The organism is Mucilaginibacter pocheonensis, from assembly GCF_031456535.1.
Taxonomy (GTDB): domain Bacteria; phylum Bacteroidota; class Bacteroidia; order Sphingobacteriales; family Sphingobacteriaceae; genus Mucilaginibacter; species Mucilaginibacter pocheonensis.
On sequence record NZ_JAVDUU010000001.1, the window covers coordinates 89899 to 107401 of the forward strand.

Sequence of the window (17503 nt, forward strand, 5' to 3'; positions counted from 1 at the left end):
GGTGTTAAAAATAATAAAAGCCCGCTAAATCTTCCTTAAAGGGCAAATTTTTATGAGGAGATCAATTATTTAAAAAACGACAAATAAATCTGTTTCACCACATGATAAGCTGCAAATGCGAAAAACAGGATAGCTATACCGGTATTAATGAATCGCGTGCTCAGGGCAAACTTTTCCTGTATATACTTAGCAAATTTGGCATAAAGGAACAGGCACAGAAAGGCCCCCGCTGCCGATCCTATGCTAAATATAACTAAGGCTATTTTTCCGTCAAGAATCCACTCATGCGTGATCAGGTAAGTACCTGTTACCATCCAGAAAGGTACCTGCATGGGGTTTAAAAAGCCAAGTAATATGCCGTATTTGATACTGGCATGTTCAGAATAATGGGTTTCTGGTGGTTTGTTGCGGTGTATCCAGGTTATGGTACCTAAAACGCCAAACAATATAACCATTATCCAGTCTATTATAACTGCAAGCCGCAGTTCGCCCGAAAGCCACCTGGCCGCGTGCATGATAAAGTATGTGAAAAAAAACTCTACGCTTGAAAAAGCTATAATAAAGCGCAGCGCCTCTTTTATGCCGCGGTTTATAGTGATCTGTATGAGTGTAAGATTTATGTTTCCAGGCGGTATGTAACCAATAAAATTGGCTATTAGACCTATAAAAAAGGTTAGGAATATCATTGCCGCAAAGATAGGTTCAAATTACTCATATTTCAAATGTGCAAATATGCAGATGTTTAAAATGATCCGGCTATTTTCAAGATCAGGTCAAAGCAATCCTTTGATCTGCTTAATTCCGGTTCAGACAAAAATCTGCATATTTGCACGTCTGAAATCTGCACATCTGTAACATGTCAACTGATAAAATAGTTTCCCTGCTGCCATCTGCCACCGAAATAGTTTGTGCCCTGGGCCTTGAGGCTAACCTTGTAGGCCGTTCGCATGGGTGTGATTACCCTGAATCGGTGAAGCAATTACCCGTATGTACAGCAGCTAATTTCCCTGATAATTTAAGCAGTGCAGAGATTGACGGTAAAGTAAAAGAGATTCTTGCCGATGCCTTGTCGGTATACACGGTGAAGCGCGAACAGATAAAAGAATTGGCCCCCGACGTAGTGATAACACAGGATCAGTGCGAGGTTTGTGCTGTTTCCCTTGCGGATGTAGAACTTGCGCTGGATGATTACCTGGATAAAAAAGCGCGTATAATTTCCTTGAAACCCAATAGTCTTGATGACATTTTTGCAGATATCACTACCATAGCAAGGATTCTTAATGTGCCCGAAACAGGCGCAGATCTGCTGGAACGGCTGATCGAGCGGGTTGACATTGTTAAGCACAAATTAAAGTTTAGCGAAAGCCGCCCTACGGTTGCTTGCATAGAATGGCTTGACCCTATGATGGTATCGGGTAACTGGGTTCCGGGCCTGGTAAGCATTGCCGGCGGTACACCTGTACTGGCTCAGGATGGCAAACACTCTCCCTATGTGCAATGGGGTGATATCCGTGCGCAAAACCCGGAATTTATTATGGTAATGCCCTGCGGGTTTTCGATAGAACGCACTCTAAAAGAGATTGATACGTTGATGCAGCTGCCCGGTTTTGCCGACATGCAGGCCGTGAAAAACAATCAGCTTTTTATTGCTGACGGTAACCAGTATTTTAACCGCCCCGGGCCGCGTATTGTTGATTCTATTGAGATATTGGCCGAGATCATACGCCCCAAACAATTCGCGTTTGGTTATGAGGGTGAGGGCTGGATCAGGTTTGGCATGTAGTAATTTCGGTGTTCAATTTTGAATGATGAACACCGGCAAGATCATGCCACCATTAGGAGATTCTTTTACGGGCATGCAGATTAACATCGTGTCGTTAGCAAGGTAAAAACCACTACAAAAGTGGCTAAAAAATGATGGTTTGCTTATCAATTCCGCATCATTTGTGATCTTTTTAACAAAAAAACTACGGTTTTAAGAAAGTCGGCTTTTAACAGCGTTTATATCCGGGTTCCGTGTTGCCGGCCGGCGCTGTTACAAATGGTCCAGCGTTTAAAAATAATTCTTATTAAATTTTTTTAAAAAGTACTCCTTTCATTTTAAAGAATGAAAAGTTGTTTATATTTACCATTCAATCATTATTAACCCTGTTAAACTATGCGCACAATTTTTACAACGATGCTGATCGCGGCATTTTTTATGAGTACCGCTTTTACTGTTACTGATGAAATAAAGTTTAAAGCTGCCGATCTGCGCATGAGCTGGCAGGTGGTTGATAATAATTACCAAAATAAAAACCGGGCGCTAACCGCACTGGTGATCACCAACGCCGGGCATGATATATTGCCGGCCATCGGATGGAAATTCTATTTTAATTCCGGCCGGGGCTTTACCGAGAACGCGGTAAGCGGCAACGCTAAGATAAACCAGGTGAACGGCGACTTATACAGCATTACCCCAACCGATGGCTTTAAAGAATTAAAACCAGGCGCGTCTGTTCGTATTGAATATATTAATGACGACCCCGTTGTAAATGTTACCGACGCCCCCGAGGGTATATACATGGTTTGGGATGCCGACCCCGGCAAAGGATATAGCATAACATCATTTAATATTGAATCATTTAAACCTACTTACCAGGGGCTTGTAACTCCCGAAATTGTTTTCGACAGAAATAAGGCGATAACCGATATTCCTGCCGGCGAGCTGCCCAAAGTTTTCCCAACGCCGGCAAGCTACCAGGAAACTAATGGTAAGTTTACCCTTGATAACAAGATAAGTATTGTTGCTGATAAGGATTTTGAAAACGAAGCCGGCCAACTGAAAGCAATTTTAAATCAGCTGCTTGTTAGCCCCGTTACAAACACACGCAAAGCTGGCGGTGCGGTTATCAATTTAACCAAAGTATCCGGCCTTAACCCCGAAGCTTATGAGTTAAAAGTAACTCCGCAGGGCGTTACTATCAATGCATCAAACAGCGCGGGGGCATTTTATGGCATACAGTCCTTAAAATCACTGATACCGGCCACCGCGTTTGCCGAAAAGCATAAATCGGTTCAATTAGCCGGTGTAGATGTAAAGGACGAGCCCCGTTTTGGCTACCGTGCCGTGATGCTGGATGTTGCCCGTAACTTTCAGCCCAAAAAACAGGTGCTCAAACTACTGGAAGCCATGAGCTTATACAAGCTGAACGCCCTGCATCTGCATTTAACCGATGATGAAGGCTGGCGTTTGGAACTGCCCTCACTGCCCGAGCTAACTACCGTTGGCGCAAAACGCGGCCATACGCTGGATAGTAAGCACTTTTTACCCGCTTCGCACGGATCGGGCCCTGATGTAAATAATACTGTAGGTACAGGGTTTTATAACCGCGCTGATTATATTGAGATTTTGAAATTTGCCGCTGAACGCCATATCACCGTAATTCCCGAAATTGAGACACCCGGACATGCGCGCGCCGCTATTAAAGCAATGGACGCCCGCTATGACCGACTGATAGCCGAAGGCAAAAAAGCCGAAGCCGAAAAATATTTGCTGCGCGATCTGAATGATAAATCTGAGTATCGTTCGGTGCAGTATTGGAATGATAACGTGATCGATGTATCGCTGCCATCAACCTACAATTTTGTGGAAACCGTAGTAAACGATGTTGCCGCTATTTACAAAGAGGCGGGCGCGCCACTGCAAACCATTCATTTTGGTGGTGATGAGGTACCCCCGCACGTTTGGGAAAAATCGCCCGCGTATTTAGCATTAAAGGCCGGTCATCCCGAAATACAGGGCACCAATGACCTGTGGTATTATTTTTACGGCCGGGTAAATGATATATTAAAAGCCAAAGACCTGCGTCTTTCGGGCTGGGAAGAAATGGCCCTGCGCAAAACAATGCTTGACGGTAAGCCTGCCTATGTGCCAAATCCCGATTTTACAAAAGAGCACTTACAGGCCGATGTATGGAATAATGTGTTGGGCGATGGGCAGGAAGACCTGGCTTACCGTTTGGCAAATGCCGGTTACAAGGTAGTACTTACCTGTGTTACCAATTTGTATTTTGATATGGCCAACTATAAGTCATTTGATGAGCCGGGCTATTACTGGGGCGCATTTTTAGGTATTGACAAATTTTACTCGTTTATTCCTTTTGACTACTTTAAAAATGCCGACGTGGATAAAAACGGTAAGCTCATTAACCGCTCGTTATTTATAGGCAAGCAGCGCCTTACCGATTATGGCAAAAGCAATATTGTAGGTTTACAGGGCGCGCTTTGGGCCGAAACCGTAAAAAGTACCGAGCGTATGGATTACATGATATTTCCGCGTTTACTGGCTTTGGCCGAACGTGCCTGGGCCGCTGATCCGCAATGGGCCACCGAAACCGATCCTGTTAAGGCACAGCAGGAATACCAGCAGGCGTGGTCGGGTTTCCTGAATGTGTTGGGCAAACGCGAGCTGCCGCGTTTAAGTTATTATGAAGGTGGCTATAACTATCGTATCCCTAAGCCAGGCATTAGTCTGCAGGATGGCAAATACCTGAGCAATATTGAATTTCCCGGTTTAACTATTCGTTATACCACCAATGGCAAGGATCCCGATGATAAAAGCAAGGTTTATACCGGACCGGTTAACTACAATGGAGGTCTCATCAAATTCCGTGCTTTTGATACCAAAGGCCGCGGCGGAAACATAGCCGAAGGCGGGAGCAATGGGGGCGAATAGTGAGTGGTGAATGGTGAGTAGTGAATGGAGAGGGGAGACGGAAGTAGTGAATTAGCGCGGGGCAATTTTTTGGTTAGGGACGCATCACCCGCGTCTCCCGATAAACCCACCTTGTCATTTCGAACGAGCCTCGGTCGGGCCTGTGCAGTTGGGGGTGAGGAGAAATCTTGTACGCCAGGCGCTATCCGTATTTTAGGCCGGGTGACCTTGAAGTGAGTATTCGTGACGTATAAGATTTCTCCTCACTCCTCGCTCTTTCCAACCCCACGTTCGTCGAAATGACATTACGGTTTTGGTCCGGGGCATTGTTTTTTTTAACACGTTTCAATAACCCATCAATAACCCACCTTGTCATTTCGAACGGGCCTCGGTCGGGTCTGTGCAGTGGGGGCGAGGAGAAATCTTGTATGCCTCGTGCTATCCATATTCCGGCTGACCTTGAAGTGAGTATGCCCGGTGTATAAGATTTCTCCTCACTCCGCGCTCATTGCAACCCCATGTTCGTCGAAATGACATGGGGAGGCGCTTGGTATTCTTTTTTTAACACGTTTCAATAACCCATCAATAACCCACCTTGTCATTTCGAACGAGCCTCTGTCGGACCTGTGCAGCGGGGGCAAGGAGAAATCTTGTACGCCTGGTGCTATCCGTATTTCTGAGCGACCCTCAAGTGAGTATGCCCGGTGTATAAGATTTCTCCTCACTCAGCGCTCATTGCAACCCCATGTTCGTTGAAATGACAGGGTGGTTTTGGTCCGGCATTGTTTTTTAACACGTTTCAATAGCGCCCGCTTAAAACACAACTCCCATGCCTACAGTATAATTCCTCAATGGCGACGCGTTATAATAGCGATTGCCAACCGCGTTAAGGTCATTGCCGAGGCTGTATTTTTCGTTCAGGATATTATCGGCGCCGGCATAAAATTCAAGGCGCGTTTTGCGACCGATGACCGGCTGCCAGCTTGCTTTGGCTTGCAGCAGGTTATAATGTGCCGCATATACCGTATTGCCATCATTCAGTGGTATTTTCGCGGTGTAGTTATGTTGGCCAAATAACGAAATATATTGCGGAAACCTTATCTGCAAACTGGTTACAAATACCTGCCGCGGAACTCCTGTAAGATTATTGCCGGCATAGCTGGTAGTAGCGTCCGCGTAATCCCTAAACGTGAATTTGCTATAGGTATATGATTCATTGAACTGCAGTCCGCGTACAAAATGTGTGTGGTTCGGGTGGATGAGCCAGTCGGTAAATGACAGTTCAAAGCCGGGCTGATTGGTTCCGCCGGCGTTAATGTAATGTTCAGTTTCATTAGCGTTAAGGCGGCGCACAATGGCATTGCTAATGCGGTAGTAAAATACCGAGGCATCCAGAAACATGGTTTCGTCCTGGTTACGCAGGCGAAAGCCGGTTTCATAGTTCCAACCGTATTGCGCCTGTAAAGCCGTGTTCACAATATTATCGGTAGGCCTTACTTCGGCGGTGGTTGGTGTAGAGTAGCCACGGCTTACTGATGCCCGCCATATAAAATCATTGGTAACCTGGTAACTTAGGGCTAATCTGGGCATAAGCTGGGGATCAAAATTCCGGTTGGTAAACCCGGTTTGGTTAAGCGGGTAAATGTTCTTAAAATCGTATCCGTACCAGTTAAGGCTCAGGGCAGCTTCCAGGTGCAGGCGTTTAAACATATCGGCCGAGTAGCGGGCAAATATAGAATGCTGGTTGCTGTGTATGTCATCGCTGGTTTGGGTGGTATCCTTTACCCCCCTGTTATTGCCATAATTGCTGATACGTGAGTTGGTTTGCTGCCACTCCATCCCCAGATTGATTTTCCAATTGATGTTTTCATGAGGTAGTCCGGCCAGTTCAAAATAGGTACGGAAGCCGTAGGTGTTTTCGCTACGCTGCTCAAAATTAGTGATGAACGGATTGGCGAAATCAACATGGTTGCCAAAAACAGCCAGTACATTACGGATCCGATCATTGAAATGATACTCATTAACCAGGCCGCCTAAATACATGCTGGTAGTAATACCAATATGCTGCTGAATGGCCCCGGGTACTACTGCAGTAGGTTGCCTGGCCTGGCGCGGATTGGCTGTAAACTGCGCCAGGTTTAAACCGCCCGGTGTTTCATAGGCCAGGTCAGAATACAGGCCCAGGAAACGCAGTTGGTTTTTACCGCTATAGTTCCATTTATCGGCCAGTTGTATGTAATTGCGGCTCATGTTGCTGTTTTGGCGGTAGCCCTGGTAAGCCTGGTAACTTTGATTGATGCTCAGCAGGTTTTTGCCGAACTGCTGTTGTATGTTTGCCTTTTCATGAAAAAGGCCATATGAACCGGTGTTAATGCCCACTGACCGGTAGCTGCTATCAGCATACCTGTTGATGGGGCTCAACAAAACAACGCCGCCTGAGTTGGCGCCGAACAAGCTGCCATCGGGTCCTTTTAAAATTTCAATGCCGGGTACAGCGGCAATATCAATAGCGTTTAAATAGGTATTGCCCCCGGCATCAGTAAGCGGGATCTCATCAAAATAAACCTTAACATCGCGCACGCCAAAAGGTGAGCGCAGTAAACTACCCCTGATGGATAACCTGTAACTCCCCGGCGAACGTTCCTCGGCCCTGATGCCAGGAACCGTATTGAGCGCGCTTACAAAAGAATTATCGGGCTGTAGCTTTAGCTGTGCCGCACCCAACACACTTACCGATGCCGGCACGCTGATCACGGGTTGCTCGCTCAAATAACCTTTAACGGTAACCGTTTGCAGATGAGTAACTGTATCCCTTTTTGCAGATGACCTTTTGGTTTGGGCGGAGGCGTTTATCGCGGCAGCAAAAATGAAAAATATTGTAGTATAAGTTTTTAACATAGATTGATCGGCAGAAAGCCAAAAGTATATGTTTTGACTTGTAAAACCATGTGGGTTTAAGTAACAAATTAAGGTGCAGACAATCGCAGTCTTCCTTGGAAAAGAAGAGATAGCGGCTTAAATAAATTACTAAGCGGCACCCCGGCACTAAAGGTTACACCAGTACGTCCATTTAACAACTAACTGGCGGTTTTTAACCATAAAGGGTGACGGAGTTGAATTATCGCCATAAACAATAAAAAAGTCCGACGCGGGTTTATAGCGCCATTGCATACGGATATTGGTATTGATGTTCCTGATTTGTCCGTTGTATTGAATGTAGGTGGTAAAATACAGCTTATTGCTTACAGTAACATCGGTGCGCGGCCCAATAAGCCAGAAACTGGTATTGCCATAAGGCTGCGGCAGGTGCAGATCATTGTAGGAGCTGTTGATGGCAATGTTTACATAGGGCTGAAAGCGATATCCCAGCTGCCCTATTATGCTTGTTTTATTGCCGTTTTGGTAATACCCGCCGTAAGCCGCTTCGGCAAGGTAGGTAAACAAGGCTTGCGGCTTTGATACAAACTGGGCGTCAACGGTATTCCAGTGATTTCTTGTACCTATGGGCAAAGGTATTTTACCTGTGTTGGTAGGATCAAAAGGAACCAGCAGCTTTATATAAGTATCAACAGCCGATAGGGTAAACGTGCTGCGGTTGCGCAACGTGACAAGATAAGCCAGTGTGCTTTCATTATCGGTGCGCTTAAAATTCTCGTCGAAATAATAATTGGACATGAGCTGTATGCCATGACTTAATATGTTGCCTGACTTAGGGAAAAAGTTGCGCAGCAACAGCGGACTGATCTTATTGTACCCTGTTCGTGGCACATAGCCAACGCCCGCGGTATAATTTTTACCTACATACTGGTCCTGTAAATAAGCGGTCCAGTATTTACTCAGGTATTGCAGGTGACCGGCCACTACCAGGTCATGCCCCCTTAAGCCGGGTGTAAATGATTTTATGCCCAGCATTTTACCCGTAAGTAAATTATTTGATGATGCCAGGTTAAACTCCATGCCTATATTGCGGTTATAAGCATTACCCGGTGCAGCAGAGCCAGTAGCATCTTTATTGATAAACATAAAGCCGATATTTGAACGCGCAAGCACCCGCCGTTGCAATGTAATTACCCCATAGTTTTGCGCCGGGGCAGCCACTACGTCTGAAGCGCCGGTTTGTATATCCATAACGCCTACACGCCAGTCCTTATCAATTTTACCAGTGAGCCTGGTGCCAAAACGTATAGGCGCGTTAAGCCCGATGCGGCGCGAAAAGAATGGCCGGATATCTGCATAACCAAAGTTGGCAAACAAATCGCCGTTTTCTAAAAAGAACTGGCGTTTCTCCGGGAAAAAGAGTTCGTAACGATTCAGGTTAACTACCTGCTGGTCTACATCAACCTGCGAAAAATCGGGGTTTACGGTAAGGTCAAGATTGAGCGACGAGGTAAGGCCAATTTTAACATCGCCGCCTACGTCCTTGCGCCAGGCCGTACCTGTTTTGGCTTGATAGTCTTTAGAAACACCAGCCAGCGCATAAGGGATTATGGAGATATTGGTGCCTGCATCGGGGGGCAGTTCGTCCCACACCAGCGAGCCGGTATAGGCTAAGGAAGCTGTAGGGAACTGACGTGGTACAGGAGCCCAGCTTGATTTTTCGGTGGTTTTAAGATCGTTGCGGCTAAAATTAATACCCCACACGCCAACTCCTTTTTTGTACCTGATGCTTTTAAAAGGGATAGCCGCCTCAAATATCCATTTGTCCGGATAGTTTTTTACCGCCGATGTCCATTTGTTGTCCCAGCTCAGGTCAACCTTACCGCCTTCATACATGGTGCCGTCCCATTGGGCGCCCGCTGCATTGGCCCCAAAACTGAAACCATCCGTCCGGGCATCAAAGGGGTCAATAAATACAAGGAAGTTATCATTTTTAACAAAGCTGAAGTCGCGTTTAAGTGATTCAACCATGTATTGTTCCGCGCCCTGGGTATAACATATGGCAAGCAGGTACAGGTTGTTGTTGTCATAGGTCATGCGCACTTGTGTTTGTACAGTGGCGCGGCTTGTATCCATTGGCAACACCATGAAAAAACTACTGGTGGAGTCGGCCTTTTGCCAGGCATCATCCATTATGCCGTCTATGGTGATAGGGGCGGCGCTTTTACGGATATGGTATTGATAACCGGCATTCTTTTTTTGAGCGTTTGCCTTAAAACAGAGTAAGGACAAAGCCAGCAGCATTAATATTTTTCCCGGCGATAAAGGATAGATAAAATTCAAAATTAATGCTTTGTAATTGGTTTTGTTAAAACGATTTACTTGGGTGTGGAAAGTTAGTAATTATCATTTAAATTTAAAGGATACAATATTTGTATCCCTTAAATTATTTTTTTAGAAAAAAACGCGTTAACGCGCCTGTTGGTACTTATTACAAACTAACTACCAGCGCCTTCCCTGCATATTTAACTACCTTATCGGCTTGGGCTGTGGTTTCCATATTTGCACCGTGCGCACCTTTAACCATTACGATATTAAACGTATGGTTTTTAAGCATGCCCGGGAATTTTCCTTTAGTGTCTGATATACTCAGCTTACGTGTTTTATCGTTCCAGGTAAGTTTAAAGGTTGCATATTGCCCTTTTTCGTAGTTGTAATTATCATTCTCATCTTCATAGAACTGGAATGAACCGTCGGCGCCCGGGTAAATACGCAGTTCGATATTATCAGCCGGTTTTTCGGTTGCGTATTCCATGTGCGGGCCCATTGGTATAATAGAGCCGGCCTTTACGTAAAGTGGTAAAATTTCAATAGGCGCGGCAGCGCTGATGCTTTGTCCGCCATCAAGTACTTCGCCGGTCCAAAAGTCGTACCATTTGCTGGCTGCAGGCAGGTACACCTGGCGCGCTTTGGCCTTTTTATCGGCATCGGCCGAGGTATACAGTTGTTCAGTAACCGGGTTTACCATAAATGCCGGCCCAAACATATATTGATCAGGTATGCCATAAACCTTAGGGTCGTTCCTGAAATCAAATGCCAGCGAACGCATAATGGTATAGTTATCAGTAGTAACCCTGCCGGCCAGCGAATAAATATAAGGCAGCAGGCGATAACGCAGCTTATCAAAGTTCAGCAGGATGGCCTTGGTGTTGTCATCCCAGTTTTTGCTGAACAGGGCACGCTCACCTTTACCATGGATACGGAAGATTGGGCAAAACGCGCCAAACTGAAACCAACGGGTAAATAGCTCTCGCTTATCAGGCTGCGACCAATCGGCAGCTTTCCAATGGAAGTGATAACCACCGATGTCTGATGTCCAGTAAGGGAGGCCCGATGCGCAGGCATTTATGCCCTGCGGTACCTGGTTCTTGAAATCCTTAAAAGTACACTCAATATCACCCGACCATAGCGTTGATGCATTGCGCTGCTCGCCGGCAAATGATTGCCTTACCAAAAAGAAAGCACGTTTGCCCGGAATATCCCTGCGCCAGCCTTCATAAACCCCTTTGGTATGCTGTAAAGAGTAAGTATTAAAATAGTCGATTCCCTTACCTATGCTGAAATTGCTTTGACGGCGTGCATCCTGCAGCGCGCCGTTATCAGGTTCGCACTGATCTATCCACCAGGCGTCCCAGCCATAACGTTTAATGAGGCTGTCGCGGGCCTGGTCCCAGTAAAGCTCGCGGGCTTTGGGGTTATGGGCATCATAGTAGGTATCAAAAGTATGGGTAACCACGTTGTCCCAGGTAATATCAGTTAAGCCGCCCATTTTTTGCAGCGCGTCATAATTCGGGGTGCCTTTGCCAAATACCGGCCAAATAGAGATCATGGCATGAATGTTGGCTTTATGCAGTTCGTCAACCAGTTGTTTTGGGTGAGGATAACGTTCAGGTTTCATTACATGCGAGCCGATAGGCAATGGATCCCAGTAGTACCAGTCCTGCACAATTACGTCAACCGGTATATGATTATTGCGGTAATTATCTTTAACACCGATGATCTCCTCCTCGCTCATGTACCTGTCCTGTGACTGGAATAAACCAAAGGCCCATTTGCCAAACATTGGCGCGCGACCGGTAGCTGTACGGTACAGATCAATAATATGATCAAAATTAGGGCCGTAGAAAAATAGGTAATCAACCTGTTTACCGCTTTCAGACACATATTTGAACTTAGTGTTATCGGCTTCGGCACCGTAGAAGTTGGAGGCCGAGTAATTATCCCACAATAAGCCATAGCCTTTAGTTGACAGCAGCACAGGAATAGCGCCGGTAAGGTATTTGATCAGCAGTTCCTGGTTGCGGCCTTTATAATTGATAGACAAAGAATCAAGCGGGTGGCAGCCCAGGCCAAACAAGCCCTCGGTTTTGGGCGAAACAAATTGGGTGCTTACATTATAAGTGCTGATGCCCGCAATGGTTGCCGGTGTAATGGTTTTATTTTCGTCGTCTTCGGCGGTAATGACATTGCCTTTCAGGTCGGTGTAGGTAATAGCGTTGGTGGCCTTGTTCACTTGTACCTTTAATTTGGAGGTGGTAATTATAACCTCTTTTTTATTTTCGGTAACCTGGTAAGCGGAAGGAGTTTTCCAGCTATTGTTAACCACCAACGATGGTTTGGTTTCAAAAGCATTAAATATGGTGTACTTTACCTCAATAATATCAGCCCGGCGAACCAGTACTTTCAGCAGGCCTTTATCTAAAGAAAAGGTAACACCATCTGCCGCCTTTTTAAATGATTTAATGGTTGCATTTACAGGCAAAACTGCCAGGCAACTTATTATCAAAAATAACAACGCAATCGATTGTTTTATTTTTGCATTGAGGTGGGGTAGGGTTTTGATCATATTGAATATTAGTATTATGGGTTTATAACTAGTGTAAGAATAACACTTGCTTTGAAAATGTGAATATAGGTTACTTTTTTTAAATTGAAAAGAATTTTTTTCAAAGCATATAAATTCAGGAGCACTCGTTGGCGCCCGTTTCTGACCCTATGCTATTGGAGTATATGTTCAGGAAAAATGGTATGATCAAAAAAGTTCGCGCAGATTATAGGCAATTAATGCTTCTTTTCTCCTGCAAATAGTTTTTCTCCGGCTTCAATAGCAACGGCCAGCCGGTTACCATCAGGCGGTTTTGGGCAGGAGTACCCGCCACTATAAGCACAATACGGATTATAAGCCTTATTAAAATCAATCACCACGCTGCCATCTTTAAAATCGCCGGTGCGCAGGTCAATATACCGGCCGCCTCCATAAGTCGCGGTACCGTTGGTATCATCCATAAACGGCAGGAACAGGTAATCGCTATACTGCGGGTTTTGAGATAGTGCAATGCTCTTATACACGGTAAGTTGCATGGGTTTACCCTTAAGCATAAATTTAAGCAAGGCATAAGGAACATATTCGCGGGCTGTGCCGCTAAATACCGGCATAATAAAAGCCTGGGCATTTATCAGTATCTCTGCTTTGGCTGTAACCCTATAACTGCTGTCGGCATCGTAAAAGCGTAAAAGTTGCAGATCATTTTTTTTAAGCGGAGAGCGTTCATCTTTCAGAAAGTCTTCCATATAACCTTTGCGATGCTCCGCTATCAGTGTCTTATAATCTTGTCCAAAACAGCTCAGGCTTGTCATCAACAGGATGGAAAGGAGGTATTTCATTAATGTATATTTATTGAAATGCAATATAGAACAAAAAGGGATATAAAATAGGGATAATGCTGTTTGTTGAGCCATCCCATCTCCGCTGCGAAGCGGAGATAACTCTCACTTTTATCATCAATTCATACCTAAAACGATTTACAGAAATATATATTTGCTTATTAAACCCCCAAATACCAATTATTACTATGGACAATAAACCGCTAAGGAGCAGGCAATGGTTTGGTAAAACCGGTAAAGATGGTTTTATATACCGTGCATGGATGAAAAACCAGGGAATCCCTGCGCATCAGCTGCAGGGCAAGCCGGTTATCGGCATCTGCAATACCTGGTCGGAGCTTACACCTTGCAACGCTCATTTCAGGGAACTGGCCGAATCAGTAAAAAATGGGATTTACGAGGCGGGGGGCTATCCGGTAGAGTTTCCTGTAATGTCATTAGGCGAAACATTGATAAAGCCTACAGCCATGTTGTACCGTAACCTGGTGAGCATGGATGTGGAGGAATCTATACGCGCCAACCCGCTTGATGGCGTTGTACTGCTTTGCGGCTGCGATAAAACCACGCCAGCCCTTATTATGGGCGCCTGCAGTGTTGATATCCCCGCCATTGTAGTTTCGGGTGGCGCCATGCTTACTGGTAAATACCGTGGTCACGACATTGGAACGTCTGATATATGGCGTTTTTCTGAAGATCACCGGGCTGGTTTTATGAGCGATGAGGACTTGTATACTGCCGAAGCATGTATGGCCCGCAGCCGGGGGCATTGCGCGGTAATGGGTACGGCATCAACCATGGCTTGTATGGTGGAATCGCTGGGATTGTCACTTGCTGAAAACGCGGCCATCCCGGCTGCCGATTCACGCCGTAAAGTGCTGGCCCACTTGTCGGGCAACCGCATTGTTGATATGGTACGTGAGGATCTTAAACCGTCGGACGTACTTACCCGGCAGGCTTTTGAAAACGCTATTTGTGTGAATGCGGCCATTGGAGGCTCAACCAATTTTATCATTCATTTGCTGGCCATTGCTGCCCGCGTTGGAGTGGAGCTGGACATGGACGATTTTAATACTGCGCATAAACGGATTCCGCTGCTGGCCAATTTGCAGCCATCAGGTAAATATTTTATGGAAGACTTTTACTACGCCGGCGGCTTGCCCGCTTTAATGAAAGAATTGCACGAAGTGCTTCACGGCGATACTATTACGGTAAGTGGGAAACCCATAAAACATAATTATGAGCACAGTGAGTGCTTTAACCGCGAAATGATAGCCACCTGGAAAAAACCATTTAACGAGGTGGCAGGTATTGTGGTGTTAAAAGGTAATTTGTGCGAGAACGGCGCGGTACTTAAGCCATCCGCGGCAAGCACGGAACTGATGATACATACCGGACGCGCTGTTGTATTTGAGGATATTGAAGACTATAAAAATAAAATTAACGACCCCAGCCTTGAGGTTGATGAAACCAATGTATTGGTACTCAAAAACGTTGGCCCCAAAGGCTACCCTGGTATGCCCGAAGTAGGTAATATGGCCATTCCCAAAAAACTGCTTGACAAAGGTGTGCGTGACATGGTGCGTATATCTGACGGGCGCATGAGCGGTACCGGCTTTGGCACCGTTGTACTGCATGTATCGCCCGAGGCCGCTGTTGGCGGCACCCTGGCTATTGTACAGGACGGCGATATTATAAGCCTTGATGTATACGCCGGCACCCTGCATATTGAATTAAGCGATGAAGAAATTGCGGCCAGAAAGAAAAGCCTGGTGTTAAATACCAACATAGCCAAACGTGGTTATGTGCATTTATACCAAACCCATGTGGAGCAGGCGCATTTGGGCGCTGATTTCGACTTTTTGAAAGGCGGGTCGGGGAGCGAGGTTGTGCGGGATTCCCATTAACATAGCGTTGAATTGCATAGCTAAAATGAGTCGTCGCCATCTGAGCTTTGCCGGACGGTATTAAATGAATATGAATTAAGATTTAAAATGTATATGAATTAAGATTTACGAAATAATCTTCATAAGTCTGATAAACAGATCAATTTGAAAATATGACAGCTAATAATTTTAAAGATCAGGTAGCTATTGTAACCGGAGCAGGGCAGGGAATTGGTTTTGAAATAGCCAAACAGCTAAGCCTTGCCGGGGCCTGTGTTTTACTGAATGATTTGAGCGAAGAACTAACCGCACAGGCATCGGATAAAATTAATGCTCTTGGCTGTAATTGTTATCCCCTGGCCGGTAATGCTGCCGATCTTGATTTTATACAGCAAATGGTTGATGTGGCTGTACGGCAGTTTGGCAAACTCACTATTGCCATTGCCAACGCGGGCATTACCCTGTTTGGCGATTTTTTAGATTATCCCGCCGAATCATTTCAAAGTGTTTTAAACCTTAACCTGCAAGGCAGCTTCTTTTTGGCCCAGCGTGCGTCCAGGCAAATTATACAGCAAAAAAGCGGCGGCAGTATACTGTTCATGTCGTCGGTAACAGGGCACCAGGCACATAAACACCTCGCGGCTTATGGCATGACCAAAGCGGGGCTCGAGATGCTGGCCAAAAGCCTGGTGGTTGAGTTGTCGCCTTACCAGATCACCGTAAATTCGGTAGCTCCGGGCGCAACACTTACCGAGCGCACCATGGAGGACGCCGGTTATCAGGACACCTGGTCGCGCATTACACCCATGGGCCGCCCCGCAACAGTACAGGATGTAGCCAATGCTGTATTGTTTTTAGTATCGCCCCAGGCCAACCACATTACCGGGCAAAATATCATAGTTGATGGCGGGTGGACAGCCGTAAGCACATCGCCCTATTAATTGAAATGAGCAAATACAGATTTAAAGTTTTTAACCGCTAAATTATCCAGTATAAAATCAGCCCGTCGCTAATTCACCAATCCCAATAATTAAGCATCAATGGGGTAAGCCCTCAGCCTGTTCCACTCGGGGTGGCGCTTCAAAAAGGTGAGTACATATGTACAAAGCGGAATTATTTTCAGGTCATGCTGTTCCAGGTAGATAAATGTTTTTTCGACCAAAGCAGCTGCAACGCCCTTTCCCTCCAGCTCTTCAGGTACTTCGGTATGTATCAAATATACCTTATTGCCCCTTTGTTTATAATCAACAAATGAACGCGCGCCATCAACAGTAAGCTCAAAGTTGTGCCGGGCCTCATTATTTATAAGCGGAATATCTTCGTATTTCATATTTTTGCACTTTAGCAATAAAGGGCTTCCCGCTAAATATGGGAAACCATTTGTATTGAAGATAAAGGTATAAACTGGCGCTGATAATGCCTGTTACAAATGATTTTTATTGATGATATTTGTAAAAAAATATTTGAACAACCAATAACAAGTTTTTATAGTACGCAAACCGGCAGTATAAAGACACAAGCGTTTTGTTCATTTTCTTCAAATTTTTATTAGTTTTAAATTGTATTTATACTTTTATAAAATTACCTTAAAGCACATCGTATTTTTCCTGAAAATGAAAGCTATTGTGAAACAAACTAAGCGAACCTTATTACTGCTTGTGCTTTTGTTTGTTGTGATCAGTGGTGGAGCACAGGTAAAATATCCGCATTTATTAACCAGGGTAAAAAAGAAACCTGTTCCTGCACGTGCCAAAGCCCCAATAAGCGCACAGTATAAGGAGTTTTTGCAGCTTTTGGCCCAGGCGAGCGTCAGCTTTACTTTCCCAAAAAACTTCAAAGAGATCCCGGCGGTTAATAATGAGGACTTTTCTTTTGACTATGCCATGGAAATGCCGGGCAGGGATTTTGAGGTTTGGTTCCAGGTAAAGTCACAAAAGGAAAACTGGGCCAGTTATGAACGGGCGCAGAATGATGATGGCCGCCAGCTGGCAAACCCCGACTCGTTATACCTTGACATGGGTAAAGCCCATGCTACAGCTTTTACCGGCGACAGAAATTATTTTGTGCGCAACATGCCGCAAAATGTGCTTGACCGTTACAACGCTGATGCGGGTAAGTCATATCTGCTTAACCTGCTTGACTTGCCTGCTACAAAACACTATAAATATGCCTTGCTGATAACGCTGCAACGCAACCACACCGGTACTATTATGATGGTTTGCTTTACCAACGAAAAGGACCCGGAATTTTTTAAGAACATTGACAGGGTTAGCAACTGTCTTAAGTTTAAATTGTAACAGCATAATGTTAATAAGTTGACAGT

Annotated in this window: 11 protein-coding genes; 5 read left to right on the forward strand and 6 right to left on the reverse strand. The window is 45.3% G+C overall.

Annotation, left to right across the window (positions count from 1 at the left end; genetic code table 11):
• Positions 1 to 65 precede the first annotated feature (65 nt).
• Positions 66 to 686: a LysE family transporter gene (locus tag J2W55_RS00330; RefSeq protein WP_310090652.1), complete on the reverse strand. Its 621-nt coding sequence runs from the start codon at positions 684 to 686 to the stop codon at positions 66 to 68.
• 170 nt (positions 687 to 856) lie between these two features.
• Here J2W55_RS00330 and J2W55_RS00335 point away from each other — a divergent pair, with 170 nt between their 5' ends.
• Both J2W55_RS00335 and J2W55_RS00340 read left to right on the forward strand, forming a co-directional pair.
• The gene (locus J2W55_RS00335) at positions 857 to 1783 is read left to right on the forward strand and encodes a cobalamin-binding protein (RefSeq protein WP_310090655.1); all 927 of its coding nucleotides are present in this window, start codon (positions 857 to 859) and stop codon (positions 1781 to 1783) included.
• Between the two features lie 375 nt (positions 1784 to 2158).
• Entirely contained in the window at positions 2159 to 4717 is a 2559-nt protein-coding gene (locus tag J2W55_RS00340; protein WP_310090657.1) for a family 20 glycosylhydrolase, read from the forward strand.
• Positions 4718 to 5509: 792 nt separating this feature from the next.
• On the opposite strand, the gene J2W55_RS00345 is transcribed toward J2W55_RS00340, so the two are convergent.
• The 4 genes from J2W55_RS00345 to J2W55_RS00360 form a co-directional block, all read right to left on the reverse strand.
• Positions 5510 to 7594: a TonB-dependent receptor gene (locus tag J2W55_RS00345; RefSeq protein WP_310090659.1), complete on the reverse strand. Its 2085-nt coding sequence runs from the start codon at positions 7592 to 7594 to the stop codon at positions 5510 to 5512.
• A 147-nt stretch (positions 7595 to 7741) separates the two neighbouring features.
• The gene (locus J2W55_RS00350) at positions 7742 to 9916 is read right to left on the reverse strand and encodes a DUF5916 domain-containing protein (protein WP_310090662.1); all 2175 of its coding nucleotides are present in this window, start codon (positions 9914 to 9916) and stop codon (positions 7742 to 7744) included.
• A 148-nt stretch (positions 9917 to 10064) separates the two neighbouring features.
• On the reverse strand, positions 10065 to 12479 hold the full coding sequence (locus J2W55_RS00355; RefSeq protein WP_310090664.1) for a glycoside hydrolase family 31 protein: 2415 nt from the start codon (positions 12477 to 12479) through the stop codon (positions 10065 to 10067).
• 215 nt (positions 12480 to 12694) lie between these two features.
• Positions 12695 to 13297, reverse strand: a complete 603-nt coding sequence (locus tag J2W55_RS00360) for a DUF1684 domain-containing protein (protein WP_310090665.1) — start codon at positions 13295 to 13297, stop codon at positions 12695 to 12697.
• Between the two features lie 188 nt (positions 13298 to 13485).
• Here J2W55_RS00360 and J2W55_RS00365 point away from each other — a divergent pair, with 188 nt between their 5' ends.
• On the forward strand, positions 13486 to 15201 hold the full coding sequence (locus tag J2W55_RS00365) for an IlvD/Edd family dehydratase (protein ID WP_310090667.1): 1716 nt from the start codon (positions 13486 to 13488) through the stop codon (positions 15199 to 15201).
• Positions 15202 to 15353: 152 nt separating this feature from the next.
• The gene (locus tag J2W55_RS00370) at positions 15354 to 16121 is read left to right on the forward strand and encodes an SDR family NAD(P)-dependent oxidoreductase (protein WP_310090669.1); all 768 of its coding nucleotides are present in this window, start codon (positions 15354 to 15356) and stop codon (positions 16119 to 16121) included.
• 89 nt (positions 16122 to 16210) lie between these two features.
• On the opposite strand, the gene J2W55_RS00375 is transcribed toward J2W55_RS00370, so the two are convergent.
• On the reverse strand, positions 16211 to 16510 hold the full coding sequence (locus J2W55_RS00375) for a GNAT family N-acetyltransferase (protein WP_310090670.1): 300 nt from the start codon (positions 16508 to 16510) through the stop codon (positions 16211 to 16213).
• A gap of 283 nt (positions 16511 to 16793) precedes the next feature.
• On the opposite strand from J2W55_RS00375, the gene J2W55_RS00380 reads away from it, so the two are divergent.
• A complete protein-coding gene (locus J2W55_RS00380; protein WP_310090672.1) occupies positions 16794 to 17477 on the forward strand; it encodes a hypothetical protein in 684 nt (227 codons plus the stop codon).
• Positions 17478 to 17503 lie beyond the last annotated feature (26 nt).